Source organism: Yoonia rosea (assembly GCF_900156505.1).
GTDB lineage: Bacteria > Pseudomonadota > Alphaproteobacteria > Rhodobacterales > Rhodobacteraceae > Yoonia > Yoonia rosea.
The window spans coordinates 141,933-166,050 of the sequence record NZ_FTPR01000002.1; the positions used below are offsets into that span (position 1 = coordinate 141,933).

Consider the following 24,118-nt stretch of genomic DNA (forward strand, 5'->3'; position numbering starts at 1 on the left):
GAATTGGCGCAACTCACAAAATGGCAACAACGCCGCAGGCGCATGATGCACCGTTTTCATGCGCGCCGTGCCGCGCGTGCCGCCGTCGCGACAGCATTCGTATCCCTGCCGGAACCACACACAATTGGTGTTTTTGCCCGTGGTCAGCAACTTGTTGCGGGTAAATTTCTTTTCTCCGGTCTGTTTGTCGAAGGGAAGGAACACAGCATCTGGGATATCGCCGACGCCTACCCCGAGGTGTCGGATGAGATACAAGGATGCGGCTGGCTAGATGATCTGGCGGCGGTCGGGGACGAGGCTGCACGCGCCTTGGCGCGGACATGGGTGCTGACATGGATCGACCGTTATGGCGACGGCGGCGGTGACGGCTGGACACCCGGGGTCACGGGACGCCGGCTCATGCGCCTGATAAACCATGGCCCGTTTGTGTTAAGGGGGCAGGACAAGACAACATCCTACAGGTTCTTCCAGAGCCTTGCGCGGCAGGCACTTTTCCTGTCACGTCGCTGGCACGCAACCGAACCGGGTGTGCGCCGTTTTGAGGCACTGGCAGGCATCATCTATGCCAGCCTGTCTTTGAAAAGCATCGACCCCCATACCGCGCCAGCCTTGCAGGCATTGGCCGAGGACTGCGACAGCCACATCAGCGCAGAGGGCGCGGTTGCGACCCGTAAACCCCAAGACCTGCTGGATATCCTGAGCCTTCTGAACTGGACGGTCCAGTCATTGAAGGATGCCGACCACGCGTGCCCGCCGGAACTGACCAACGCCATTGCACGCATCACGCCCACCTTGCGCGCCCTGCGCCACGCCGACGGCGGCTTGGCGCGATTCCACGGTGGCGGCGTTGGTGTTGATGGACGGCTGGACGAGGCCTTGGTCGCGTCAGGCATCAAGACACCGCCCCGAGGGGACCGGCATATGGGGTACGCGCGCCTTGCGGCAGGCCGGACCACACTGATCGCCGACGCCGCCCCACCCCCGCAAGGCGCTGCCTCGGCTGACGGGCATGCCAGTACCTTGGCCTTTGAACTGACATCTGGGCGCAGGCCACTGATCGTCAACTGCGGGTCCGGTGCCCGTTTCGGAGAGGAATGGCGCAGGGCAAGCCGTGCCACACCCAGCCATTCCACAATGATGATCGAGGGCGTGTCTTCATCGCATCTTGGCCTCAGGGGGCGCGGGATTGCCGGCGCAGAACTTTTGACCGAATTGCCGACACGGGTGGACTGCATCCCCTCGGAAACAGCACAAACCCGCAAACTCGAGCTATCGCACAACGGCTATCAACCGTCACACGGGCTCACCCATGCGCGGACCCTGCAACTTTCGATGGATGGCCGTACGCTCGAAGGCGAAGACATGCTGACAACGCTTGGCCCCGATGATGAAGCGGCCTTTGATGCGGCACGGGCGCGCGGCAGCCTGCCCTATATCGTGCGGTTTCATCTTCATCCGGATATCGAAGCTGCAATAGATACCGCAGGTACGGCCGTATCTCTGACGCTGAAATCCGGCGAAGTCTGGGTTTTGCGCCACGACGGAACGGCGAAACTTGGCCTGAAGGCATCGGTTTATCTGCAAAATCACGAATTAAAGCCCATTGCCACACAACAGGTGGTTTTATCTGGTTCCGCAATGGCCTATGCGACGCGTGTCCGTTGGTCCTTGGCCAAAACGCAAGATACGCCCGCTGCTGTGCGTGATTTTGTGCAGGCCGATCCACTGGACGCCGTTGATTAGCCTTCAAAGGACCCACATGACCGATCTTGTCCCACTGCGCCGCGCCCTTCTTTCTGTCTCTGACAAAACCGGGTTGATTGATCTTGGCCAAGCGCTTGCTGCGCGTGGTGTTGAACTTCTGTCCACCGGCGGGTCCGCCAAGGCGCTGCGCGACGCGGGGCTTGAGGTCCGCGACGTGGCCGATGTCACCGGATTTCCTGAAATGATGGACGGTCGGGTCAAGACACTGCACCCTGTCGTGCACGGTGGCCTTCTTGCGCGCCGCGATCTTGAGGCACACCGCGATGCCATGGTGGAACATAATATCGGGCCGATCGATTTGTTGGTGGTGAACCTTTATCCGTTTGAAGAAACCGTCGCCAAAGGTGCCGACTTTGACACCTGCATCGAGAACATCGACATAGGCGGGCCTGCGATGATCCGCTCTGCCGCCAAGAACCATGCCTTTGTGACTGTTGTGACAGACGTGGAAGACTATGCCGCGCTCTTGACCGAGCTTGACGCCAACGAGGGCCAGACCACACTGACCCTGCGCCAGCAATTAGCCCAGACGGCCTATGCCCGCACCGCGGCCTATGACACGGCCGTCAGCACATGGATGGCGGGTGCGATTGGCGCAGATACACCCCGCCGCCGGTCGTTCAGCGGAACATTCAAACAAACAATGCGGTACGGCGAAAACAGCCACCAGTCGGCAGCATTCTATACCGATGGCACAAACCGCCCCGGCGTCGCGACAGCGGTGCAGCATCAGGGCAAAGAACTGTCCTACAACAACATCAATGACACAGACGCGGCCTTTGAACTGGTGGCCGAGTTCGACCCCGCCGAGGGCCCTGCTGTCGCCATCATCAAACATGCCAATCCCTGTGGTGTTGCGCGCGGTGCAACACTGGTTGAGGCCTATCAGAACGCCTTTGATTGTGACCGCACCAGCGCGTTCGGCGGCATCGTGGCCTTGAACCAGCCGCTGGATGAAGAGACGGCAAAGGCGATTGTCGAGATTTTCACCGAAGTCGTGATTGCGCCGGGTGCCTCTGATGCAGCCAAGGCTGTGTTCGCAAGCAAAAAGAATCTGCGCCTGCTGACAACCGATGGTCTGCCTGATGTCAAAGCACCGATCACCACCTACCGTCAGGTGGCTGGCGGCATGCTGGTTCAGGACAAAGACACCGGATATGTGGGCATGGATGACTTGAAGGTCGTGACCAAAGTCGCCCCGACCGATGAACAGATGGCCGATCTGCTCTTTGCATGGAAAGTCGCCAAACATGTCAAATCCAACGCCATCGTCTACGTCAAAAACAAGGCCACCGTCGGCGTTGGCGCGGGCCAGATGTCACGTCTGGACAGCGCGCTGATTGCCGCCAAAAAGGCCGAACGTATGGCCGAGGCGATGGGGCTCGACACGCCGTTGACCAAAGGGTCTGCAGTGGCGTCCGACGCGTTCTTCCCCTTCGCGGATGGTCTGATGGAGGCCGCTGCGGCCGGTGCCACATGTGTCATCCAGCCCGGTGGGTCAATGCGTGACGACGAAGTGATCGCAGCCGCCGATGAGGCCGGCATCGCGATGGTCTTTACCGGCATGCGCCACTTCCGCCACTAGAGGACCGCCATGCGCCTGATGTTCTTCACTGCCCTGTGGATTTTCCTGCTAGATCAGGTGATCAAGTTCTACGTGTTGTTCACTGTCTTCGGGCTGCGGTGGGAACAGGTCACTGTGCCCTCGGATCAGCTTCCTTATCCGCAGGCGGTGGATGTGTTTCCGCCGTTCCTTGTGCTGCGGATGGCATGGAACCGTGGCGTGAATTTCGGCCTTTTTGCTGAACATGACATGCGCTGGGTGCTGATCGGGGTTGCCTTTGCGATTACAGCAGGCGTGATCTGGTGGCTGAATAAAACCGGCGGGACCAAGTGGGTCTATATCTCGGGCGGGTTGTTGATTGGTGGCGCGATGGGCAATGTCATTGACCGCTTCTTTTATGGCGCTGTCGCGGATTTTCTGAACATGTCCTGCTGCGGGTTCAACAACCCTTATGCTTTCAATGTTGCGGATATCTGTATCTTCCTCGGTGCCATCGGGCTGGCCTTTCTTGCCGATGACAAAAAGAAATCGGCGTGACCTTGCGCTTGGCTTGAGCTACACAAACCCCACCAACCCTGAGGGATCATTGATGCGTGCGCTTTCCTTTTCTGTTCTGGCCCTAATTTTGGTCACCGCCTGTGGCAACACGGATCGTCCCCTGCGCGATTTGCGCTCGGCCAGTGGCGGGCCTGACGAGTTCGCCGTGATCCCGTTTGATCCGCTGGAAATCCCTGAAACGCGCGCCTTGCCTGACCCCACACCGGGCGGTGAAAACCGCGCTGATCCGACACCAAACGCTGATGCGATCCGCGCTTTGGGCGGATCACCTGCTGCAGTGTTTGCAGGCGGTATTCCTTCCGGTGATGCGGCGCTTCTGGCACGGACGAACCGATATGGCGTGGACCCGGCGATCCGCGCACAGCTTGCAGCAGAAGATGATGCGACGCTGCGTCGCGCTCGGCGCAGCAACCTGTTCAATCCCCTTGGGCGGGACAGATATTTTCCCGCATATAAGCGTCAGGCTCTTGATGCGCCAGCCGAATTGGCACGTCTTGGCGGGCTGGGCGTTGCTGTTCCGGAAATTCCTGCCGAAGCCATTAAGGCAAGAGAGCTTGCATCAGCCCCCTTGCTAGAACGGTTAGGGTTCCGTGGAGACTGTGTTTTCACAACCGAAGGATCACCGGACGGTCGCTTGCGCCGCGTCTGCCCGCCTGACGAAGAAGCAGAAGAAGAATAGGCGGACCTCACATCTGCGTATGGTGACTTGAACCAAGCGCAAAGCGGCGTACGTTCCCTTGTGTTGAACTCTGAAGGGATGCCTATGACACGCCTGTTCGCCGCTCTGCTCATGATGTTATCGGTTTCGGCCGCGCAAGCCGAAGAAGTCACGACCTATACGCTCGACAACGGCATGGAAGTGGTTGTGATCGAAGACCACCGCGCGCCGGTTGTGGTGCATATGCTCTGGTACAAAGTCGGGTCTGCAGATGAACCAGTTGGTGCCTCCGGTGTGGCGCACTTTCTTGAGCATCTGCTGTTCAAAGCGACTGATGTGCTGGAATCAGGTGAATTCTCGGCAACTGTGGCGGCCAATGGTGGCCGCGACAACGCCTTTACCAGCTATGATTACACGGCCTATTTCCAACGCATTGCCGCCGATCGGCTTGAGCTGATGATGCAGATGGAAAGCAACCGGATGAACAACCTGCGGATCACTGCAGAGGATGTCGAAACCGAACGTCAGGTCGTTCTTGAAGAACGCAATCAGCGCACCGAGAACAGCCCAAATGCGCTCGCCCGTGAACAGTTCCGCGCAGCCTTGTTCCAGAACCACCGCTATGGTGTGCCGATCATCGGCTGGAAGCACGAGATGGAAGAACTTGATTTGCAGGACGCGCTCGACTTCTACGATCTCTACTATTCACCCAATAACGCGATCCTTGTCGTGGCTGGCGATGTTGAACCGGAAGAGGTGCTTGCGCTGGCAGAAACCTACTACGGTGTCATCCCTGCCGAAGATCAGCTTCCCGCACGCGAACGCCCGCAGGAACCGCCACAGCGCGCGGAACGCCGCATCACCTATGTAGACGACCGCGTCAGCCAGCCGTTCCTCGTGCGCATGTATCTGGCACCCGAACGTGACCCGGGCGCGCAGCAAGAGGCAGCAGCCTTGGTCTATCTGGCCGAACTTTTGGGCGGTTCTCCGTTTACATCAGCGCTGGGTCAGGCGCTCCAGTTCGACACGCAGACTGCAATTTATACCAATGCCTCTTATCAAGGCGCATCATTGGATGATGGCATTTTCTCATTCGCTGTCGTCCCTGCTGACGGTGTTGCCCTGTCGGCGGCCGAAACCGCGATGGATGAGACCATCAGCGCGTTCCTAGAGGCAGAGATCGACCCTGCGCGCATGGAAAGTATTCGCACGCAGCTTCGCGCATCCGAAATCTATGCGCTTGATGATGTGCAAGGTCTTGCCCAACGCTATGGCGCGGCCCTATCGCAAAGCCTGACTGTCGCCGATGTGCAGGAATGGCCCGAGATCCTGCAATCCGTGACCGCAGAAGACATCAAAGCAGTCGCCGCCAAAGTGCTGAACCGTGATCAATCCGTGACCGGCTGGGTCGTGGCAAACCAAGAGGAGGCACGCTGATGCTGCGTATTCTGATTGCATTTTGCCTGACCGTTGTCGCCACAACGGCGCGGGCGGAACTGGACATCAAACAAGTCACTTCGCCTGGCGGAATCAATGCATGGGTTGTCGAGGAACCTGCAATCCCGTTTGTGGCTCTCGAAATCCGTATTCAGGGTGGTGGTACGCTTGACCTGCCCGGCAAGCGTGGCGCGACGAACCTGATGGCCGCACTTCTGGAAGAAGGGTCCGGCGACATGACGGCGCAAGAGTTCCAGACCGCGCTGGAAGATCTTGCCGCCAGTTTCTCATTCCGCGCATTTGACGACAGAATGCAAATTTCGGCGCGCTTCCTGACCGAAAACAAAGAAGAAGCCATCGCCTTGTTGCGGCAGGCCCTTATCGCGCCGCGCTTTGACCAAGACGCGCTGGATCGTGTGCGTGCACAGGTCATTGCGGGCATCAACAGCGATGCCAAGAGCCCCAATGCGATCGCAAGTTCAACATTCTACGCCAACGCTTTCGGTGAGCACCCATATGGGTCCAGCATTGACGGCACGATCGACTCTGTCACTGCGCTGACGCGTGACGACATGTTCGAGGCGCACCGCAATGCGCTGGTTCTTGATCGGCTTTATGTGTCCGTTGTTGGCGACACGAGCGCCGAAACCGTGGGTGCCATGCTTGATGACCTGTTGGGTGATTTGCCCGCAGAGGGCCCGCCTTTGGCCGAAGACGTGGCCTTTGGCCTGGATGGGGGGGTCACGGTTTTTGACTTTGAAACCCCTCAATCTGTGGCCTTCTTCGGACAGGCAGGCCTGAAACGTGATGATGAGGACTTTTTCGCCGCTTTCATACTGAACCACATTCTGGGTGCGGGTGGCTTTGAATCCCGCCTGATGACCGAGGTGCGTGAAAAGCGCGGCCTGACTTATGGCATCGGTACGTCCCTTGTGCCCAAATACCATGCCGAAATGATCCTTGGCTCTGTCGCCTCGTCGAACGAGACAATCGCCGAAGCCATTGCAGTGACGCGCAGTGAATGGCAACGGATGGCGCGCGAGGGTGTGACAGCGGAAGAGCTTGAAGTGGCCAAGACCTATCTGACGGGTGAATACCCTTTGCGATTTGACGGAAATGCCGAAATTGCAAGCATCATGGCAGGGATGCAGATGATCGGCCTGACGCCGGATTATGTGGTGGACCGCAACAGTTTTGTTGAAGCCGTGACGCTGGAAGACGTGAACCGTGTCGCTGCCGAATTGCTACAACCCGACGGGCTGCACTTTGTTGTGGTTGGTCAGCCCGAGGGGCTTGAATCGACGCAGTAGCCCCTCTGCGGCCCTGTTTTCCACTCGCAGAATCGCGGTGGGCCATGCTACAGATTGTGGCATGGCCACCGCAGACCCCCAAATAGAGCCGCGCCCCGTGATCCGGCAACTTGATGACGCTGCAATCAACCGGATTGCGGCGGGCGAAGTGCTGGAACGGCCTGCCTCGGCCGTCAAAGAGCTGATCGAAAACAGCGTTGATGCAGGCGCCACCCGCATTGAGGTGGTGATCGCCGATGGCGGCAAGACCCTGATCCGCGTCACAGACAACGGCTGCGGTATGACAGGCGCAGACCTTCCCTTGGCGCTCTCGCGGCACGCAACATCAAAGATCGACGGCTCTGACCTGTTGAACATCCGTTCTTTCGGCTTTCGCGGCGAAGCGCTGCCATCGTTGGGTGCAACAGGTCGCCTGACGATCACATCGCGTGCAAAAGGTGCAGATGCCGCCATGATTGCTGTCGCCGGCGGCAAGACAGAGGGTGTGAAACCGGCGGCGCTTTCCGCTGGCACCGTCATTGAATTGCGCGATCTCTTCTACGCCACCCCTGCCCGCCTGAAGTTCCTGCGCACCGACAGGGCCGAGGCACAGGCGGTCACCGATGTCGTCAAGCGGCTCGCCATGGCCGAACCTTTCATCACCTTCATTCTGCGCGATGCCTCAAACGGGGATAACCGCACGGTGTTTCGTGCCGATGCTGAAACAGGCGATCTTTTTGATGCACTGCACGGACGGTTGCAGGTGGTCTTGGGCAAGGATTTTGCCGAAAACGCCCTGCGGATCGACACCCAGCGCGATGGTTTTCACCTGACAGGCTATGCCGCGCTCCCGACCTATTCACGCGGGGCAGCAGTGGCGCAGTTCCTTTTCGTCAACGGCCGCCCTGTGCGGGACAAGATGCTGCTGGGCGCGTTGCGCGCGGCCTACATGGACGTGCTGTCGCGCGACAGGCATCCGGTGGCGGCGTTGTTCGTGGACTGCGATCCGACATTGGTGGACGTGAACGTCCACCCAGCAAAATCCGAGGTCCGTTTCCGCGATCCGGGAACTGTGCGCGGCTTGATCGTATCCGGCCTGCGACATGCCTTGGCCGACGCGGGGCACCGTGCCTCCACAACCGTGGCGAACGCGACGCTGGGCGCGATGACTCCGCAACCGGCCGCACCCCGCGTTTACCAGATGGACCGTCCCAGTTTCAGCGCACGGTCTATGACCTTTCAGGCACAGGCCCCGGGATTTGGTGAACAACCCTCTGCACGGTTTGAACCGGTGGTGGCGGATGAACCCGATCACCTGCCGCTTGGTGCTGCCCGCGCGCAGGTGCATGAAAACTATATCATCGCGCAAACCGAAAAAGGCATCGTCATCGTTGATCAACATGCCGCACACGAACGGCTGGTCTATGAGAAGCTGAAAGCACAGATGGCTGAAAACGGCGTTGCGGCGCAGGCCCTGCTGATCCCCGAAGTGGTCGAGCTTTCAGCGAACGAAGCGGCGCATTTGCTGGAAATCGCCGATGATCTGGCCAAATTCGGCCTGACCATTGAACCCTTTGGCGGCAATGCTGTGGCTGTGCGCGAGACGCCCGCAATTCTGGGCGAGGTAAACGCCGCAGCAATGATCCGCGATATTCTGGATGAACTTGCCGACCAAGGCGACAGCGCGTCGGTCCAAGCCCGGATCGAGGCAATCCTCAGCCGTGTGGCCTGTCACGGCTCGATCCGCTCTGGCAGGCGCATGCAGGCGGCGGAAATGAACGCGCTTCTCCGTGAAATGGAGGCGACGCCACTATCAGGGCAATGCAACCACGGCCGGCCCACCTATGTTGAACTCAAACTGGCCGATATCGAACGGCTTTTCGGGCGCACATGATCCAGATTGGCGAGAATATCTACGACCTCAGCGATCCCATGGTGCTTGGCGTGATCCTTGGAGGGGCAATTTTGCTCCTCGTACTAATCCTTTTGATCATGACGGTGCGCCGTGCAGGAAAATCCACAGAGGCCGTCCAGTTTGTCGCGTCACAGGTCGGGCGCTTGTCGCAGGATGTCCATTCGTTGGGGCAGGGTCAGCAACAGCTTGCAGGCAACATCAGCATCGTCAGCGAGGCGCAGGCCAATGCGCAGGTGCATGTGGTGCAGACGATGGAGGCACGTCTGGCCGAAGTGCAGGCCCAGATGGCCGAACGGCTGGCTGAAAACGCGATGAAATCGGCGCGCGCCTTGACCGAAATGCAGGAGCGCATGAAGGACACGCTGACCGGATCGTCCGAAAAGACCACCAAAAGCCTGACAGAGTTGCAAGAACGGCTGGCCACAATCGACAAGGCGCAGACCAATATTGAAAAGCTGTCGGGCGACGTGCTGTCCCTGCAGGATATTCTGTCAAACAAGCAAACACGCGGCGCGTTCGGCGAAATCCAGCTGCAGGATATCGTGTCCAAGGCCCTGCCATCGGAGAGCTACACTTGGCAGGCGACCCTTTCAAACGGCAGCAGACCCGATTGCCTCATCCACTTGCCCAATCCGCCCGGCCCTATTGTTGTTGACGCGAAATTTCCGCTTGAGGCCTACGAAGCTTTGATGGCGGCAGAGACAAAGCCGGAACGCGAACGCGCGCTGACCACCTTTGGACAGGCGATCAGAACGCACATCAAAAAGATTTCCGAAAGCTATCTGATTGAAGGCGAAACCGCCGACGGAGCGTTGATGTTCCTGCCGTCCGAGGCCGTCTATGCCGAACTCCACAGCCGCCTCCCCCATGTGGTGCGCGAAGGTTTCACCGCGCGCGTCTGGATTGTCTCGCCGACCACCTGCATGGCGACCCTGAACACGATGCGCGCCATCCTGAAAGACGCGCGGATGCGCGAACAGACGGGTGCGATCCGCAAGGAACTCGCGCTGCTGGGGGGCGATGTCGACCGTCTGGTGACGCGCGTGGGCAACCTTGACCGTCACTTTGGGCAAGCGGCAAAAGATATCGAAGATATCAAGATATCAGCCGAAAAGGCGGGCAAACGTGCGCATCGTCTGGATCAATTTGATTTTGAGGAACTGGCGCCAGAGGACTCCGCAAAGGTCGTGCCCATTATGCCACCGAAGGTCTAGCCAATGTCGCAACGTGTTTTCATCACCGCTGGCGCGGGCGGCATCGGCAAGGTGATCGCCGAGACCTATGTCGCACAAGGTGCGCAGGTATTTGTGTGCGATCAGGACCACACAGCGATTGATAACCTCACAGAGGAGATCAACGGGACGTGCGTTGACGTGACCGATGAAGCAGCATTGGACGCTTGGCTGCAAGACGGGATTGCCAGATTTGGCGGTTGCGATGTCCTGATCAACAATGCGGGTATTGCAGGACAAGCTGACCCTGTTGAGGCACTTGATCTTGCACAGTGGCGGACATGCCTTGCCGTGAACCTCGATGCGCAGATGATCACCTGCCGCGCGATCGCTCCTGTGATGAAACGCCAGAAATCTGGCGTGATTATCAATCTGTCCTCAACCTCCGGCCTCTTTGGTGCGCCGTTTCGTGCGCCATATGCTGCGGCAAAATGGGCGGTGATCGGCTTTACCAAAACCATTGCAACTGAATTGGGACCATACGGAATCCGCTGCAATGCGATCTGTCCGGGTGCGGTCAGTGGTGATCGGATGGACAGGGTACTTGCCGCCGAAGCGCAGGCGCGTGGCGTGGCTCCGCAAGATGTCTATCAGGAATATGCATCCGGCAGTTCCCTGCGCCGGTTTGCTGAACCATCAGAAATCGCGCAGCTTTGTCTTTACCTTTCCTCTGATGCAGCGAAATTTATATCAGGTCAGGCAATCGCGGTTGATGGCAACACCGAGACTTACCATTCAGTCTAGGGACCGGACGCAATAAAGGAAAAGGCGCCACAAAACCAATTGGGACGCCTTTCAATAAATTTTGCTACCGTGATTAGATGCCAATGAAACGCTGCGCGATGCGGGGAACCAAACCGTTGAACCGGAGCGGCGCATCTGTTGCGGCAAGACAGATACAATCCATACCTTCCTCAGCGACTGGCGTGTGGTTCAAATCTTCGTTGGCAACCTCAACGTCACCCGCGCCAAAGCGGTCTTCTTCGTCCGTAAAGGCGCCCTGCAGCACTAGCGTAAGCTCTGTCCCGCGGTGTCCGTGATCCGGAACAGCCGTACCTGCCGGAATCCGCAATAGGCGGACGCTGGCGTCTTTTGATGTTTTCAGTACCAGTTGGCTTACACCGCCACCGACTTTGCGCCATTTCAGACTGTCGATATCGCCTGTGACATAATCCTGAAGAGGGCCCGGGAACACGCTGTCTTTTGTACGCCGCGGTGCCGGCTTGTCCGCAAACTTGCCACTGTCAATCAAGGCGAGTGTCGCAGCCAGTGCATCCTCGGCCACATCAACAGGCGCTGTATCCATCATGACCTCGCCGCCGACGGCTTCATATTCGGCCAAGGCCGCGCGACAATCGTCACACATGCTGATGTGGGTCGCCACGACCAGATTAAAGGCCTCCGGCAGCGTACCGGCGGCATAGCCCATCAAAAGGGGCTCGGTCAGGTGATGTTTTATTTTTGTCATGTCGTTCATCATTTCATTGCGTGGCGCAGCCGATCCAACGCCAACCTAATCCGCGATTTGATTGTTCCCAGTGGCAATCCCGTCTCTGCGGCGATTTGACTATGGGTCAGCTCGCCAAAGTAGGCGCGCTCAATCAGTTTCCTTTGTTCTTCAGGCAAAGTGGCCAAGGCCTGCCCGAGCTGTTCTGTTTCTTGCTGCAGGCCGATGGCATCGGCCTGATCTGGTTCCGCTTCTGGGCCCCATGGCAAATCTTCGGGTTCAGGCCGGCGCTGTTTGCGCAGAATGTCGATCTTGCGATTTCGGGCGATTGTAAAAATCCATGTGGATACACTCGCCTTGGTCGGATCAAACATATGGGCCTTGTTCCAAAGGGTCGCCATGACCTCCTGTGTGCATTCTTCTGCCAGATCCGGGCTGGCCCCCGATTTCATTAAGAACGATTTCACGCGAGGTGCAAAATAGCCAAACAGCTCGGCGAAGGCCGCACGGTCCTGGTTATCACGCACCGCGTAGACCTGGACGACCCAAGCCATGCGTTTCGTCGTCTGTTCGGTGTTCACCTTTGATGTCTCCGCTGCGCGCTTAAGATGTGCCTTCGCACCATCATATGTGCTTGGCACGGGCAACGCATCCGCTTTTCTCAAGGTGGTTGGTTCCGTTAACATATGAGTATTACGCGCCCAATGACGGAGTGGATCACAACAGAGGTGCTTTTTTGTGATGATCCATGTAAGTGGCAGCGACGTAACAACAATAAGAAACGATCAAGCGAAACTGGAGCCCCCCACCCATGCCATTCGAAACCGGGACGATCGCGCCCAAGAAAATTGCGGTCATTGGTGCCGGTATTTCGGGAATGGGCGCTGCACATGCGCTCGCACAAAACCACCAAGTTGTGTTGTATGAAGCAGAGGGGCGTCTTGGCGGCCATGCACGCACACGGATGGCGGGCAAGAACGGCGATCAGGCTGTGGATACGGGCTTTATCGTTTTCAACTATGCCAATTACCCACATCTGACAAAGCTGTTCGGCGACCTCGATGTGCCGGTTACAAAAAGCAACATGAGCTTTGGCGCATCGTTCAGCGGAGGCCGCATGGAATATGGCCTTGCCAGCATGAACGCGCTCTTCGCCCAGCGCAGCAATATCGCAAGCCCGCGCTTTTTACGCATGGTCCGCGATATTCTGAAATTCAACGCGAAAGGCCTCGAGGCAAGTCAGGATGAGACGCTGACCATCGGCCAGTTGTTGAAGAAACTGAAACTCAGCGATTATTTCCGCGATCATTATCTGCTGCCATTTTCGGGCGCGATCTGGTCGACCCCGAAAGAAAAGATTCTCGATTTTCCTGCCTATGCAATGATGAAGTTTTTTGACAACCACGCACTTCTCAGCGCAACGGGCCAGCACCAGTGGTACACGGTTGATGGCGGGTCGCGTGAATATGTCACGCGGCTTGGGGCGGATATGATGAAACGCGGTGTTGAAACCCGTCTCGGCGCGCCAATTGATGCGGTACGCCGCACGCAGGCTGGTGCCGAAGTCAAAACAGATGGCGCGGAATGGGAGGCCTTTGACGAGGTGGTCTTTGCCACCCATTCCGACGATACGCTGGCGATGCTGTCGGACGCCACAGCCATTGAGCAATCTGTGCTCGGCGCGGTGCGGTATCAAGCCAACAAGGTGGTTCTGCACTCTGATACATCCATCATGCCCAAGCGCCGTCAGGTCTGGTCGTCGTGGATCTATTCCGAGGATGCCCAGCGCACCGATACCGAGATCAACTTGACCTACTGGATGAATTCGCTGCAGCCTTGGCTGAAAGCCGAGGAGATGATGGTCACTCTGAACAGCAATCGTCCGATCAAGGAAGAACTGATCTGGGACGAAGTCACACTGCGCCACCCCGTCTATGATCTTGAAGCGATTGCCGCACAGGACGCGGCGGCGGCGATGAACGGCGCGAACCGGACGTGGTTTTGCGGTGCATGGATGAAGAACGGGTTCCATGAGGATGGCCTGTCGAGCGCCTTGGATGTCGTGCGCTCACTCGACGCGCGTGCGCGGATGAACGTCGCGGCGGAGTGACATCCACCGTTCAACATATCGCAGCTGAGACCTACCACGGACGGCGGGGGGCGGTAAAAAACGCCTTTCGCTATTCGATCGACTATGTGTTGCTGGACGCGGAGGCCGAACTGGCAACCCCGACCCTGTTTTCGCGCAATGCAGGCAACCTGATGTCACTGCATGACAATGATCATGGTGGCGCATCCAAGGCCGGTGTCGGAGCCGCGTGGGTGCGGAACGTGCTTTCAGCTTATGAGATAGAGGATGCTGTACGTATTGAACTTCTCGCTCAGCCCCGCGTTCTGGGTCATGTGTTCAACCCTGTTTCCTTCTGGCTTTGCTATGATGCGGATGACGCGCTGACCACAGTGATTGCCGAGGTGACAAATACCTTTGGCGATCGCCATTCCTACTTGTGTCGTCATGCGGACGGCCGTGCGATCACCAAGGACGAAACACTGTCGGCACAAAAACTGATGCATGTCTCGCCGTTCCAGCCAATCGAGGGCGGCTATACGTTTCGTTTTGATATGCAGCCTGACGCGATTGGCATCTGGATTGATTATTCACGCGGCAACGGCGGGCTGATTGCCACGCTGACAGGGCCACGCAAACCCATCACCAATACAGCGATCATCAAGGCGGCGCTCCGGCGACCCTTCGGGTCTCGTCGCGTGCTGGCACTCATCCATTGGCAGGCGGTCAAACTCTGGTGGAAAGGTGCAACGTTCCGGTCGCAGCCCGAACCACCCGCCGACGAGGTGAGCCGGTGAAGGCGCTAACCGACCGCCTTCCCGCCTATTCGCTTTTCGCTGCCGTTCTCGCGGGTGCAGGCCTGCCGATCTATATATATGCGCCGAAATATTACGCCGACACCTATGGTGTCAGCCTTGCCGCACTCGGCACGCTGTTATTCGTGATGCGCCTTTTCGACATGATCCAGGACCCTGTTCTGGGCTGGCTCAGCGAACGGCTGACAAGCGCCAAGAAGCTGGTGATCACGCTGACGGCGGGTGTCATGGCGCTGTCGATGATAGGGCTTTTTGCGGTGGCGCCGCCGATCAATCCACTTTGGTGGTTCGCGATCACGGTGACAGGGCTCTTTACGGCATTCAGCTTCCTCACGATCAATTTCTACGCCCAAGGCGTCAGCAAAGCCGGCAGTGGCCCGCAAGGCCATGTGCGGCTGGCCGCGTGGCGCGAAAGCGGGGCGTTGATCGGTGTCTGCATAGCCGCCGTCGTACCCACCGTGTTGATCGGTGTGGTGGCCGATCCTTTCGCGGCCTTCGCCTACGGCTTCACCGCGCTCACCGTGGCCGCCGCCATCTTTATGTGGCCCGAGTGGAAGGAAAGGGTCAGTCAGGAACCATCGCAGATCGGTGAAATCATTCGCGACAAAACGGCACGCAAGTTGCTTGTTTTGGCCTTGGTGAATGCCACCCCCCTCGCTGTTTCTTCGACACTTTTTCTCTTTTATGTCGAGAGCAAACTGGGCGCGGTAGGCTGGGAAGGGCCCCTTCTGGTCCTGTTTTTCCTCGCCGCCGCGGTCTCTTCCCCCGTTTGGTCAGCGCTCGCGCGGCGCTTCTCGCCCAAACCCGTTTTGCTGGCCGCCATGGTGCTTGCCGTCGCTTCATTTGGTTACACCCTCACTTTATCGCCCGGTGATGTGATCCCTTTCGCGGTTATCTGCGTACTAAGTGGAGCAAGCATCGGCGCAGACCTTACTTTGCTGCCCGCGATGTTTGCGAAACGTATGGCTGCCATCTCGCCAAATGGCGGACAGGGATTTGGCCTATGGAATTTGGTGAACAAGTTCACGCTTGCCTTCGCCGCGGTGGTTTTGCTGCCGCTACTTGAACGATCCGGTTTTCAGGCCGGGGCAACCGATTTGCCCGCTGAAGCCATCACGATGCTGACGGTGCTCTATGCACTGGTGCCATCGCTATTGAAAATTTTGGCAATCGGTTTGCTGGTTGCCACAAGACTTGAGGACTAAACGATGTCGTTTATGACCTACATTCTGATCGGTGCAGCCTTGATGGCCATCGCCGTGTTCCTGCGAGAGCGTTACGTGTCGTTCTGGGCGCAGAAAACTGATGATTACGCCGACGGCCCGATCTTTGATATCCGCGAACGATTCAACGGACCGATTGTCTGCGAAGGTGTGATCTACGGGCCAACCGGCCGCGTATCATCGCGTTTCGTAGCGGATTTTGAGGCCTCGTGGAACGGCAATATCGGAACCATGAAAGAGGTCTTTCATTACGACAGTGGACAGGTGCAAGAGCGCGAATGGACACTGACCCTTGGCAATGACGGGTCGATCAAGGCTGACGCGCCTGATCTCGTCGGTTCCGGTTTTGGTGCGCAGAAAGGCTCTGCCGTTTCGCTGAACTACCGCATCAAACTGACCGAAGAGGCAGGCGGGCATGCACTTGATGTCACCGACTGGATGTATCTGATGGCCAACGGGTCAATCATGAACCGCAGCCAGTTCCGCAAGTTCGGGATCAAAGTGGCCGAACTCGTCGCCACCATGCGCCCCAAAGGCAAAGCCTACGCAGGAGAATAATTGTGAAAAACTGGCAAGGAAAACGATACTGGCTTGTAGGCGCAAGCGAGGGGTTGGGACGCGAAGTGGCGTTCTGCCTGAGCCGCGCAGGGGCCGAGGTGATCGTGTCTGCCAGATCAGAGGACCGGTTGAAGGAATTGGTCGCAGAGCTTCCCGGTAAAGCCTCTTATATCAATGTAGATGTCGCCGACCGCGCCGCGGTTGAGGCCGCCGCCAAAGAAGCAGGCGAGATTGATGGCGTTGTCTATCTCGCTGGCGTCTACTGGCCGATGAAGGCCCAGGACTGGGACAATGAGAAGGCGGACATGATGGGCGAGGTCAACTTCCTCGGCGCATCGCGTGTCGTCGGCGCGGTTATCAAGGATATGGTCGCGAAAGAGGCGGGGCACATTGTACTGGTCGGCTCGCTCTCGGGCTTCCGCGGGTTGCCCGGTGCGATCGGGTATTCTGCTTCAAAAGCAGGCCTGATGTCTTTGGCGGAATCAATGCAGGCCGATCTGCGCACCTCTCCAATTGAAGTGCAGTTGATCAACCCCGGCTTCATCAAGACCCGCCTGACCGACAAGAACGACTTTACCATGCCATTCATCATGTCGCCAGAAGATGCAGCCAAAGAGGTGTTCGAGCATATGAACACAGAAAACTTCAAGAAAAGCTTTCCCATGCTCTTCTCTTGGGTCTTCCGTTTGTCGCAATTCATGCCGGATTGGATGTATTATCGGTTGTTCGGGTCCAAGTAGTCCCGATTACCGCGGCATCGGATTGGTGGCGTTCTTGTAGGGTTTCCAGTTCCTGATCTCTGGATAATACCGCTGGCGCCAGTCCTTGACGCGTGGGTTCATGACCTTGCGCCATGCAGGCGGGACCAGCGCGATCATCGTCATCAGCGGATAACCATAGGGCAGTTGCGGCGCCTCATCGTCATCGTAGGTCTGAAGTAACGGAAACCGCCGGTTGGGTTTGTAGTGGTGATCAGAGTGCCGCTGGAGATTGATCAGCAGCCAGTTGGAGGCCCGCTGAGATGCATTCCATGAATGCCTTGGCAGCACGTGTTCATATTTGCCATCGCCCAAGTGTTTGCGTGTGAGCCCGTAGTGTTCCACATAGTCGACCAACTCGAGCTGGAAGACAGCCCAGAACGCCTGTGTTGCGAACAGGAACACGCCCCACCAACCGCCGATGCCCCATGCAAGCAGGATAAAACCGGCTTCGAGCGCCCAATACCGCCAGAACGGGTTGGACCGATGAAACCAGGGCAATTCCTTGCGCGCCAACATCGCCTTCTCGGCTTTGAAGGATGATACAAGTGATTGGTAAAGCACGCGCGGGAAGAAACGATAGAAGCTTTCACCGTAGCGCGCGGTCACCGGATCGCGTGGCGTCCCGATATAGCGGTGGTGAACCAGCAGATGTTCGGACCGGAAATGCGCATACAGCACCGATGACAAAAGAATATCGGCCATCCACCGTTCCAGTTTGGGCTTTTGGTGCATCAATTCATGCGCATAGGTGATCCCGATTGTGCCGGACAGAATGCCAAGTGCTGCAAAAAGCAACCACTCTTCAAACCTGCTCAGATGACCGGATTGGACCACATAGAGCATGATCCAGAAGAGTGTAACAAGTTGGATCGGTGCCCATAGAAGCGTGATCAAGCGATACCAAAACAGCTCGCCTTCGGGCGTTTCAACATCCGGGTTTTGCGTGTTCAGCCCTGCGAAATAGTCCAGAGCCGTAAAAAGATACCATGTCGACAATGGTAAAAGAGCAATTGCCCAGCCTCCCTGAATCGCTGCAAAAACTGCGAGTGGCACCAAACCAAGCGACAACCAGAATGGAAGCGCGCTTGGTAGCTTTCCGATCTTCAAGTCTGCGGGGCTGTTTGCCATTTCATGTCCAAAACTATGCGTACGAAAATACTAGGAGGGGCGGTTCTTTTTCTCAATCGTCGCGTAACGTCACACTGGCAAGATCAAACACCTTGCGCATCGCCGTCGGTAACGCAGTTGGGTTAAATTTGGCTTGAGACAGGAATTCACCGCGCAACGGCTGCGTCGCTGGACCCGTCCGCGCGACCATAATCTTAAGCCGCAAATGAAAATGCGTAAACGTATGCCGCGCCTCTTCGGTTAACTCTCTCCAATCGGCTGCGAACGGCGGCTGTGGTTCGGGGTTGTCACCCCACTCAGACCCCGGCCACCCCAGCATCCCGCCAAGCAAGCCGGTCTCCGGACGCGTCTCGAGCAGCCATGCCCCGTCGGTGCGGCGCGCCACATATACAATTCCGAATCGCGTGGGTGTCTTTTTCTTGGGCGTCTTCTTGGGCAGTTCCGCTGCGGTACCGGCGATGCGCGCGGCACAATCATCACGCCACGGGCAAATGCCGCAAGCCGGACTGCGCGGCGTGCAAATCGTGGCGCCAAGATCCATTACAGCCTGCGCATAATCCCCTGGGCGTGTCTGGGGCGTCAGTTCCGCGGCCCGTGCAGTCAGTTCCGCCTTTGATCCGGGCAAGGGCGCGTGAATATCGTACAGGCGCGCCATGACACGCTCGACATTGCCATCGACCACGGTCTCGGGCCGGTCAAAGGCAATCGCAGCAACAGCCGCCGCTGTGTAGGGGCCAATGCCGGGCAGTTTTAGCAACTCTGCATAGGTATCGGGGAACACGCCGTCATAATCGGCAACCACTGCGCGGGCACATTTCAGCAAATTGCGGGCGCGGGCATAATACCCCAAACCCGCCCAAGCGGCCATGACATCGGCATCATCAGCCGCCGCCAAATCCCGCACCGTGGGCCAGACTGTCATGAATTTGCGGTGATAATCACGCACCGCCGCAACAGTTGTCTGCTGCAACATGACCTCGGACATCCAGACGGCATAAGGATCAGGCAGGACACCCGCCTTACGATCGGCCGGGGCAACACGCCACGGCATTTCACGCGCATGGGTGTCATACCATGCCAAAAGCTCTGCACTAAGGTCACGCAATGTTTATTACCCGTTTCAAACCGCCCCGCAGACTTGGCGCGTCTTTCATCTTAGAGTAGGGCTTAGACATGAAAGAACCACGTCCTACCAGCACCACGCGCGGATTTTCCCGCGCGGCGACGTTGATGCAAGGCAAAGTGCGCAAAGCCAGCGAGGATCGCGGCTTTGCTGTGACCCGCCTTTTAACGCATTGGGCAGAGGTAGTGGGTCAAGCGACGGCACAAATCGCCACACCTGTGAACGTCAGCTACGGCAAGGGCGGCATGGGTGCGACGCTGACATTGCTGACAACAGGGGCGCAGGCCCCCATGTTGGAAATGCAAAAGGAGCAGATTCGCGAAAAGGTAAATGCCTGCTACGGCTACCGCGCTATTTCGCGGGTCCGGATCACACAGACAGCGCCAACGGGCTTTGCCGAAGGGCGCGTGGCCTTCGGGCACGCCCCAAAAGTCAGGAAAACACCTGATCCAGCCGTGCAAATGGCCGCAAAGGCCCTATCTGAAACAGTAGAAAACGAAAAACTGCGTGCAGCGCTGACGGCGCTGGGCGCAAATGTCTTAACAAAACAAAACTCGCATCAGAGGTAGATATGAAACGTAGAACTCTTTTGGCCGCAGGTGGCAGTGCATTGGTCGCGCTGGGCGCTGGTTGGACACTGACACGGCCTGACCCTGCAACAGGGCTTTTGCCAGGGGCGGCCATGGCGCAGGGTACCGATGGTGCACTGCCTGAAGTGATCGAAATGGTTCTGGGCAATCCCGATGCACCGGTTGAGGTGATCGAATATGCCTCTTACACCTGCCCCCACTGTGCGTCGTTCCATGCCAACCAGTATCAGGCGCTGAAGGAAAACTATATCGACACAGGCCGTATTCGTTTTGTCTACCGCGAGGTCTATTTCGACCGTCCAGGCCTGTGGGCGTCAATGATTGCACGTTGCAACGACACGCCTGAGTTCTTCTTCGCCTTCTCAGAGCTGCTTTACACAGAGCAACGCAACTGGCTCGCCTCTGGTGATCCGGCCACAATCGTTGAAGAGTTGCGCCGCTTGGCCAAGACGGCAGGCATGGATGATGCGGCACTTGATGCCTGCCTCAGCGATGCGGCCAAGGCCGAGGCCTTGTTCACGTGGTATCAGGAAAATGCCGATCGTGACGGGATCACAGGCACGCCAAGCTTCCTGATTGACGGCCAGAAATATTCCAACATGGCCTATGACGAATTCGCTGCTATTCTGGACGGGAAGCTGGGCTAGATCAGCCCGCGCATGAACTGAAAGAATTGTAATGAAGCCTCTTGCGGGCCTGAAAGTTGTGGAACTGGCGCGGGTCCTTGCGGGCCCGCTTGCCGGTCAGACACTTGCCGATCTTGGGGCCGAGGTGATCAAGGTCGAAAGCCCCCAAGGCGATGACACGCGCCAATGGGGTCCTCCCTTTGTCGATCACGAGGGCGAACAGGCCGCCGCTTATTTCCATTGCTGCAATCGCGGCAAGAAATCGGTGGTCATTGATTTTCGCACCCCAGAAGGTCAGGCGCAGGTACGCCGCCTTGTGGCGGACGCCGATATCCTGATCGAGAACTTCAAGGTTGGCGGGCTGGCCAAATACGGCCTCGACTACGACAGTCTTTCCGCGCTTAACCCCCGTCTTATCTATTGCTCGATCACCGGCTTTGGCCAGACCGGGCCCTACGCCAAACGCGCGGGCTATGACTATATCATTCAGGGGATGTCAGGCCTGATGTCCGTCACAGGCCCCCCTGACGGGCAGCCACAGAAAGTGGGCGTCGCGGTCACGGATATTTTCACCGGCATCTATGCCTGCACAGGTATCCTTGCGGCCGTGAACCAGCGGCACACGACGGGCAAGGGCCAGCATATTGATATGGCGCTGATGGATGTCGCGACTGCCGTGATGACCAATCAGGCGATGAACTATCTGGCAACGGGGAACGCGCCCCGGCGGATGGGCAACGCGCACCCCAATATCGTGCCCTATCAGGTCTTTGACTGCGCCGACGGGCATATCATTGTCGCCAGCGGGAACGACGGGCAGTACCAGCATTTCTGTGTACTTCTGGGCCTGCCGGAATTGGCGGCGCATCCCGACTATGCGACCAATGCAGCGCGTTTGAAGAACCGCGATGCGCTAACGGCACAGTTGACAGCGAAAACGCAGACATGGACCAAGGCAGATCTCTTGGCTGCCTGCGAAACACATGGTGTCCCCGCAGGCCCCATCAACGATCTGGAAGAAACCTTCGCCGATCCTCAAGTGATCCACCGCGGCATGCGGGTTGATCTGGATGGTGTCCCCTCTGTCCGGTTGCCGATCACGTTCTCGGATGCCGATGTGACGCCAAGGACCGCGTCACCCAAACTGGGTGCGAACCAAGACCTGCTGGATTAAAGCCCCAGGCGGTCAAAGCCCGCATCAATCGGCCCCCAATCCACCAGCTGTAGGCGCACAGGCAGGGTCAGCACTTTCATGCGAAAACTGGCAGGCAGGCGCACGGCGTCTTTTTCCGTCGTGACAAGCTGTGCTTTGCGTGCCTCTGCCTCGATCTCAAGGCGTTTCATCAAAGCCTCGGTCAGCGGCTGATGATCGCCCAGCGCCTCGGCGCGGACCAAAGTCGCGCCCATATCGCGGAGCGTGACAAAGAACTTCTCGGGGTGGCCGATCCCTGCGAAGGCCAACAACTTCAGATCACGCCATGGCATGCCCGTCGGCAACGGGGCCAGATGGCCCACAAGATGCGGCACATCAAAATGCCACTGCGCGCCAAACCGGTCTTGCGCCGCAGGTGGCCCGATGGACAGCACCAGATCAGCCCGCTTCAGGCCCGAGGCCACAGTTTCGCGCAAGGGCCCCGCAGGAATAACGCGGCCATTGCCAAACCCCCGCATCGCATCGACGACAACGATCGAAAGGTCTTTGGCGACATCGGGGTTCTGGAACCCGTCATCCAACAGGATCACATCCGCGCCCGCCTCTTGCGCGGCGCGCACACCAGCCGCACGGTCCTTGGCCACCCATGTGGGTGCAAAGGCGGCCAGAAGCAGCGGCTCATCGCCCGTCTGGTCTGCTTTATGATCGCGTTCACTGACACGCACAGGGCCTTCAAGATGACCGCCATAGCCCCGTGACACGACGTGCGGGGTCCGGCCGCGATCCATAAGGCGCGTGATCAAAGCGATAGTTGTCGGTGTCTTACCCGTTCCGCCGGCGTTGATATTGCCAATGCAAATCACCGGCACATTGGCCTTCACCTTGGCAGGCCGGCGCAGACGACGTGCGGTGCCAGCGGCGTAGAGTGCGGCCAAGGGGGCCAAAGCGCGCGCGGTCAGTGTTGGTTGATCGGGTGGTGTGAACCAGAAGGACGGTGCGCGCATCTATGAAACCAATTCTTCCAGACGAAGCTGAATAAATGCAGCGATACGGTTCGTCACCGCAGCCCCGCGCGATGTCACATCCCAAGCCGCATGGGCGAGCTCCGCCGCTTTATCCGCAGCCAAAAGCGTCTCAACCGCAACGCCCAGATCATTGCCACAGCGCAGCAAACGGGACGCGCCTGCTGCGTTCAACCGTGCTGCATGACGTTGAAAAGGGGCCACCTGAGGGCCGTACAGAACAGCAGACCCCAGAGCTGCCACCTCAAAGGGATCGCGGCACCCTTTACCATCCAACGTTCCCCCCAAATAGGTAATCGGCGCGATGCGGTACCACAGGCCAAGCTCTTCGTCGGTGTCGACCACATAGACCTGCGTAATCTCGGATGGGTCCGGCTCGTCCGACCGCAAAGCGACATTAAAACCCTTTTCGCGCATTTCTTCGGCAATCACCGGGGCCATCGTCGCATCCTGCGGGACAACAATCAGCAAGAGGCGATGTGCGCGCCTGCTCGCGGCGTGATGGGCCTTTGCAATGTAATCAGTTTCACACACCGGTGCAGCTGCGGCGAGCCAGACAGGGCGTGTCCCGATGGCTTTGGAGATTTCGCTGCGCTCGGTTTCGCTACAGGGTAATGTTGGCGCGCAGTCTTCCATCGCACCCGTCACCAAAACATTATCCGCAGGTGCACCCGCATAAATCAATCGGTCCGCTGCCGCTTGATCAAGTGCAAGCACAGCCTCGAACTGCGACAACATCGAGCGCCGGGCACCGGGAACCCATTTCCCTACAATATCATCCAGCCCCTCAGCCGTCGCATCAACAAAGATGGACGCGAGCCGGGCGTTATCAATTTCCGAAAGAAGAATCGGGTCAAGATCGCCCTTCACCCAGATACTCATGGCTGGTCGCCAATGCGCAATGAAGTCGCGGGTATCATTGCGGCCCTCCGGCTCGGGCAAGGCACGTTGCGCATATTCCGGACCCCAATGCAGCAGCGTTGCCACGATATGAATGGGATCGCCGTCTTCGGCCAGTTTCCGGTCTAGGGTTTCAATCGCCATTAACTGATCAGGGCGGCTACACCGTGCCCAGATGATCGTGCCCGCGGGACGGGGTGGCTGCGCGGCCAGCGGCTTTTTGCGGTCGTGTGACCCCAAGCCTGCCAGATAAGCTGCGATTGCGAGGGATCTTGCCATTTTCTGAC

At 58.1% G+C, this 24,118-nt stretch carries 23 protein-coding genes; 17 read left to right on the forward strand and 6 right to left on the reverse strand.

Annotated elements, in window-relative coordinates; genetic code table 11:
* Positions 1-42: 42 nt before the first annotated feature.
* The 9 genes from B0B09_RS11925 to B0B09_RS11965 all read left to right on the forward strand — a co-directional run bounded on the left by B0B09_RS11925 (position 43) and on the right by B0B09_RS11965 (position 11,161).
* Complete coding sequence (locus tag B0B09_RS11925; protein ID WP_311135459.1) at positions 43-1,743, forward strand: heparinase II/III family protein; 1,701 nt, start codon at positions 43-45, stop codon at positions 1,741-1,743.
* A 16-nt stretch (positions 1,744-1,759) separates the two neighbouring features.
* A complete protein-coding gene (gene purH / locus B0B09_RS11930; protein ID WP_076660069.1) occupies positions 1,760-3,349 on the forward strand; it encodes a bifunctional phosphoribosylaminoimidazolecarboxamide formyltransferase/IMP cyclohydrolase in 1,590 nt (529 codons plus the stop codon).
* Positions 3,350-3,358: 9 nt separating this feature from the next.
* Positions 3,359-3,865, forward strand: a complete 507-nt coding sequence (locus tag B0B09_RS11935; protein ID WP_076660072.1) for a signal peptidase II — start codon at positions 3,359-3,361, stop codon at positions 3,863-3,865.
* Entirely contained in the window at positions 3,843-4,565 is a 723-nt protein-coding gene (locus B0B09_RS11940) for a DUF3035 domain-containing protein (RefSeq protein WP_242654420.1), read from the forward strand. Before B0B09_RS11935 ends, B0B09_RS11940 begins: the two co-directional genes overlap by 23 nt.
* A gap of 84 nt (positions 4,566-4,649) precedes the next feature.
* Complete coding sequence (locus tag B0B09_RS11945; RefSeq protein ID WP_076660077.1) at positions 4,650-5,981, forward strand: M16 family metallopeptidase; 1,332 nt, start codon at positions 4,650-4,652, stop codon at positions 5,979-5,981.
* Complete coding sequence (locus tag B0B09_RS11950; RefSeq protein ID WP_076660080.1) at positions 5,981-7,291, forward strand: M16 family metallopeptidase; 1,311 nt, start codon at positions 5,981-5,983, stop codon at positions 7,289-7,291. Before B0B09_RS11945 ends, B0B09_RS11950 begins: the two co-directional genes overlap by 1 nt.
* A 61-nt stretch (positions 7,292-7,352) precedes the next feature.
* Positions 7,353-9,164 (forward strand): DNA mismatch repair endonuclease MutL, encoded by a 1,812-nt coding sequence (gene mutL / locus B0B09_RS11955; protein ID WP_076660083.1) that lies wholly within the window; start codon positions 7,353-7,355, stop codon positions 9,162-9,164.
* On the forward strand, positions 9,161-10,399 hold the full coding sequence (locus B0B09_RS11960; RefSeq protein ID WP_076660085.1) for a DNA recombination protein RmuC: 1,239 nt from the start codon (positions 9,161-9,163) through the stop codon (positions 10,397-10,399). Before mutL ends, B0B09_RS11960 begins: the two co-directional genes overlap by 4 nt.
* A gap of 3 nt (positions 10,400-10,402) precedes the next feature.
* Positions 10,403-11,161, forward strand: a complete 759-nt coding sequence (locus B0B09_RS11965) for an SDR family oxidoreductase (RefSeq protein WP_076660087.1) — start codon at positions 10,403-10,405, stop codon at positions 11,159-11,161.
* Positions 11,162-11,234: 73 nt separating this feature from the next.
* Here B0B09_RS11965 and B0B09_RS11970 read toward each other — a convergent pair whose 3' ends face one another.
* Entirely contained in the window at positions 11,235-11,885 is a 651-nt protein-coding gene (locus tag B0B09_RS11970; protein WP_055295490.1) for a ChrR family anti-sigma-E factor, read from the reverse strand.
* A gap of 8 nt (positions 11,886-11,893) precedes the next feature.
* On the reverse strand, positions 11,894-12,418 hold the full coding sequence (locus B0B09_RS11975) for a sigma-70 family RNA polymerase sigma factor (protein WP_242654421.1): 525 nt from the start codon (positions 12,416-12,418) through the stop codon (positions 11,894-11,896).
* 257 nt (positions 12,419-12,675) lie between these two features.
* Here B0B09_RS11975 and B0B09_RS11980 point away from each other — a divergent pair, with 257 nt between their 5' ends.
* The 5 genes from B0B09_RS11980 to B0B09_RS12000 are packed head-to-tail and all read left to right on the forward strand — an operon-like array spanning position 12,676 to position 17,268.
* Positions 12,676-13,974, forward strand: coding sequence for an NAD(P)/FAD-dependent oxidoreductase (locus B0B09_RS11980; RefSeq protein ID WP_076660089.1), 1,299 nt, complete (start codon positions 12,676-12,678; stop codon positions 13,972-13,974).
* The gene (locus B0B09_RS11985) at positions 13,971-14,729 is read left to right on the forward strand and encodes a DUF1365 domain-containing protein (RefSeq protein ID WP_076660091.1); all 759 of its coding nucleotides are present in this window, start codon (positions 13,971-13,973) and stop codon (positions 14,727-14,729) included. The genes B0B09_RS11980 and B0B09_RS11985 overlap by 4 nt, the downstream gene beginning before the upstream one ends.
* Complete coding sequence (locus B0B09_RS11990) at positions 14,726-15,952, forward strand: MFS transporter (protein ID WP_076660093.1); 1,227 nt, start codon at positions 14,726-14,728, stop codon at positions 15,950-15,952. Before B0B09_RS11985 ends, B0B09_RS11990 begins: the two co-directional genes overlap by 4 nt.
* A gap of 3 nt (positions 15,953-15,955) precedes the next feature.
* Positions 15,956-16,528 carry a DUF3833 family protein gene (locus B0B09_RS11995; RefSeq protein WP_076660095.1) on the forward strand — a complete coding sequence of 191 codons (573 nt, stop codon included), beginning with the start codon at positions 15,956-15,958 and terminating at the stop codon, positions 16,526-16,528.
* 2 nt (positions 16,529-16,530) lie between these two features.
* Positions 16,531-17,268 (forward strand): SDR family NAD(P)-dependent oxidoreductase, encoded by a 738-nt coding sequence (locus B0B09_RS12000; RefSeq protein ID WP_076660097.1) that lies wholly within the window; start codon positions 16,531-16,533, stop codon positions 17,266-17,268.
* A 6-nt stretch (positions 17,269-17,274) separates the two neighbouring features.
* On the opposite strand, the gene B0B09_RS12005 is transcribed toward B0B09_RS12000, so the two are convergent.
* Positions 17,275-18,417, reverse strand: a complete 1,143-nt coding sequence (locus B0B09_RS12005; RefSeq protein WP_076660099.1) for an alkane 1-monooxygenase — start codon at positions 18,415-18,417, stop codon at positions 17,275-17,277.
* A gap of 52 nt (positions 18,418-18,469) precedes the next feature.
* On the reverse strand, positions 18,470-19,468 hold the full coding sequence (locus B0B09_RS12010) for an A/G-specific adenine glycosylase (protein WP_242654461.1): 999 nt from the start codon (positions 19,466-19,468) through the stop codon (positions 18,470-18,472).
* Positions 19,469-19,590: 122 nt separating this feature from the next.
* On the opposite strand from B0B09_RS12010, the gene B0B09_RS12015 reads away from it, so the two are divergent.
* The 3 genes from B0B09_RS12015 to B0B09_RS12025 are packed head-to-tail and all read left to right on the forward strand — an operon-like array spanning position 19,591 to position 21,930.
* The gene (locus tag B0B09_RS12015; protein ID WP_055295014.1) at positions 19,591-20,109 is read left to right on the forward strand and encodes a DUF721 domain-containing protein; all 519 of its coding nucleotides are present in this window, start codon (positions 19,591-19,593) and stop codon (positions 20,107-20,109) included.
* 2 nt (positions 20,110-20,111) lie between these two features.
* On the forward strand, positions 20,112-20,777 hold the full coding sequence (locus B0B09_RS12020) for a DsbA family protein (RefSeq protein ID WP_055295016.1): 666 nt from the start codon (positions 20,112-20,114) through the stop codon (positions 20,775-20,777).
* Positions 20,778-20,808: 31 nt separating this feature from the next.
* Positions 20,809-21,930: a CaiB/BaiF CoA transferase family protein gene (locus B0B09_RS12025; RefSeq protein WP_076660102.1), complete on the forward strand. Its 1,122-nt coding sequence runs from the start codon at positions 20,809-20,811 to the stop codon at positions 21,928-21,930.
* Here the strand turns inward: B0B09_RS12025 and lpxK are convergent.
* A complete protein-coding gene (lpxK, locus tag B0B09_RS12030; RefSeq protein ID WP_076660104.1) occupies positions 21,927-22,913 on the reverse strand; it encodes a tetraacyldisaccharide 4'-kinase in 987 nt (328 codons plus the stop codon). The two genes, B0B09_RS12025 and lpxK, sit on opposite strands and share 4 nt — an antisense overlap.
* Positions 22,914-24,110, reverse strand: a complete 1,197-nt coding sequence (locus B0B09_RS12035; protein ID WP_076660107.1) for a 3-deoxy-D-manno-octulosonic acid transferase — start codon at positions 24,108-24,110, stop codon at positions 22,914-22,916.
* Positions 24,111-24,118 lie beyond the last annotated feature (8 nt).

Bases quoted from the DNA above. Each gene is read 5' to 3' on its own strand.
- purH (WP_076660069.1), top strand. From the start codon at position 1,760: ATGACCGATCTTGTCCCACTGCGCCGCGCCCTTCTTTCTGTCTCTGAC.
- B0B09_RS11995 (WP_076660095.1), top strand. From the start codon at position 15,956: ATGTCGTTTATGACCTACATTCTGATCGGTGCAGCCTTGATGGCCATC.
- B0B09_RS12035 (WP_076660107.1), bottom strand. From the start codon at position 24,110: ATGGCAAGATCCCTCGCAATCGCAGCTTATCTGGCAGGCTTGGGGTCA.
- B0B09_RS12025 (WP_076660102.1), top strand. From the start codon at position 20,809: ATGAAGCCTCTTGCGGGCCTGAAAGTTGTGGAACTGGCGCGGGTCCTT.
- B0B09_RS11925 (WP_311135459.1), top strand. From the start codon at position 43: ATGATGCACCGTTTTCATGCGCGCCGTGCCGCGCGTGCCGCCGTCGCG.
- B0B09_RS11980 (WP_076660089.1), top strand. From the start codon at position 12,676: ATGCCATTCGAAACCGGGACGATCGCGCCCAAGAAAATTGCGGTCATT.
- B0B09_RS12020 (WP_055295016.1), top strand. From the start codon at position 20,112: ATGAAACGTAGAACTCTTTTGGCCGCAGGTGGCAGTGCATTGGTCGCG.
- B0B09_RS11945 (WP_076660077.1), top strand. From the start codon at position 4,650: ATGACACGCCTGTTCGCCGCTCTGCTCATGATGTTATCGGTTTCGGCC.
- B0B09_RS11960 (WP_076660085.1), top strand. From the start codon at position 9,161: ATGATCCAGATTGGCGAGAATATCTACGACCTCAGCGATCCCATGGTG.
- B0B09_RS11950 (WP_076660080.1), top strand. From the start codon at position 5,981: ATGCTGCGTATTCTGATTGCATTTTGCCTGACCGTTGTCGCCACAACG.
- lpxK (WP_076660104.1), bottom strand. From the start codon at position 22,913: ATGCGCGCACCGTCCTTCTGGTTCACACCACCCGATCAACCAACACTG.
- B0B09_RS11935 (WP_076660072.1), top strand. From the start codon at position 3,359: ATGCGCCTGATGTTCTTCACTGCCCTGTGGATTTTCCTGCTAGATCAG.
- B0B09_RS11970 (WP_055295490.1), bottom strand. From the start codon at position 11,885: ATGACAAAAATAAAACATCACCTGACCGAGCCCCTTTTGATGGGCTAT.
- mutL (WP_076660083.1), top strand. From the start codon at position 7,353: ATGGCCACCGCAGACCCCCAAATAGAGCCGCGCCCCGTGATCCGGCAA.
- B0B09_RS11975 (WP_242654421.1), bottom strand. From the start codon at position 12,418: ATGGCTTGGGTCGTCCAGGTCTACGCGGTGCGTGATAACCAGGACCGT.
- B0B09_RS12015 (WP_055295014.1), top strand. From the start codon at position 19,591: ATGAAAGAACCACGTCCTACCAGCACCACGCGCGGATTTTCCCGCGCG.
- B0B09_RS11965 (WP_076660087.1), top strand. From the start codon at position 10,403: ATGTCGCAACGTGTTTTCATCACCGCTGGCGCGGGCGGCATCGGCAAG.
- B0B09_RS11940 (WP_242654420.1), top strand. From the start codon at position 3,843: ATGACAAAAAGAAATCGGCGTGACCTTGCGCTTGGCTTGAGCTACACA.
- B0B09_RS12005 (WP_076660099.1), bottom strand. From the start codon at position 18,417: ATGGCAAACAGCCCCGCAGACTTGAAGATCGGAAAGCTACCAAGCGCG.
- B0B09_RS12010 (WP_242654461.1), bottom strand. From the start codon at position 19,468: ATGCCGTGGCGTGTTGCCCCGGCCGATCGTAAGGCGGGTGTCCTGCCT.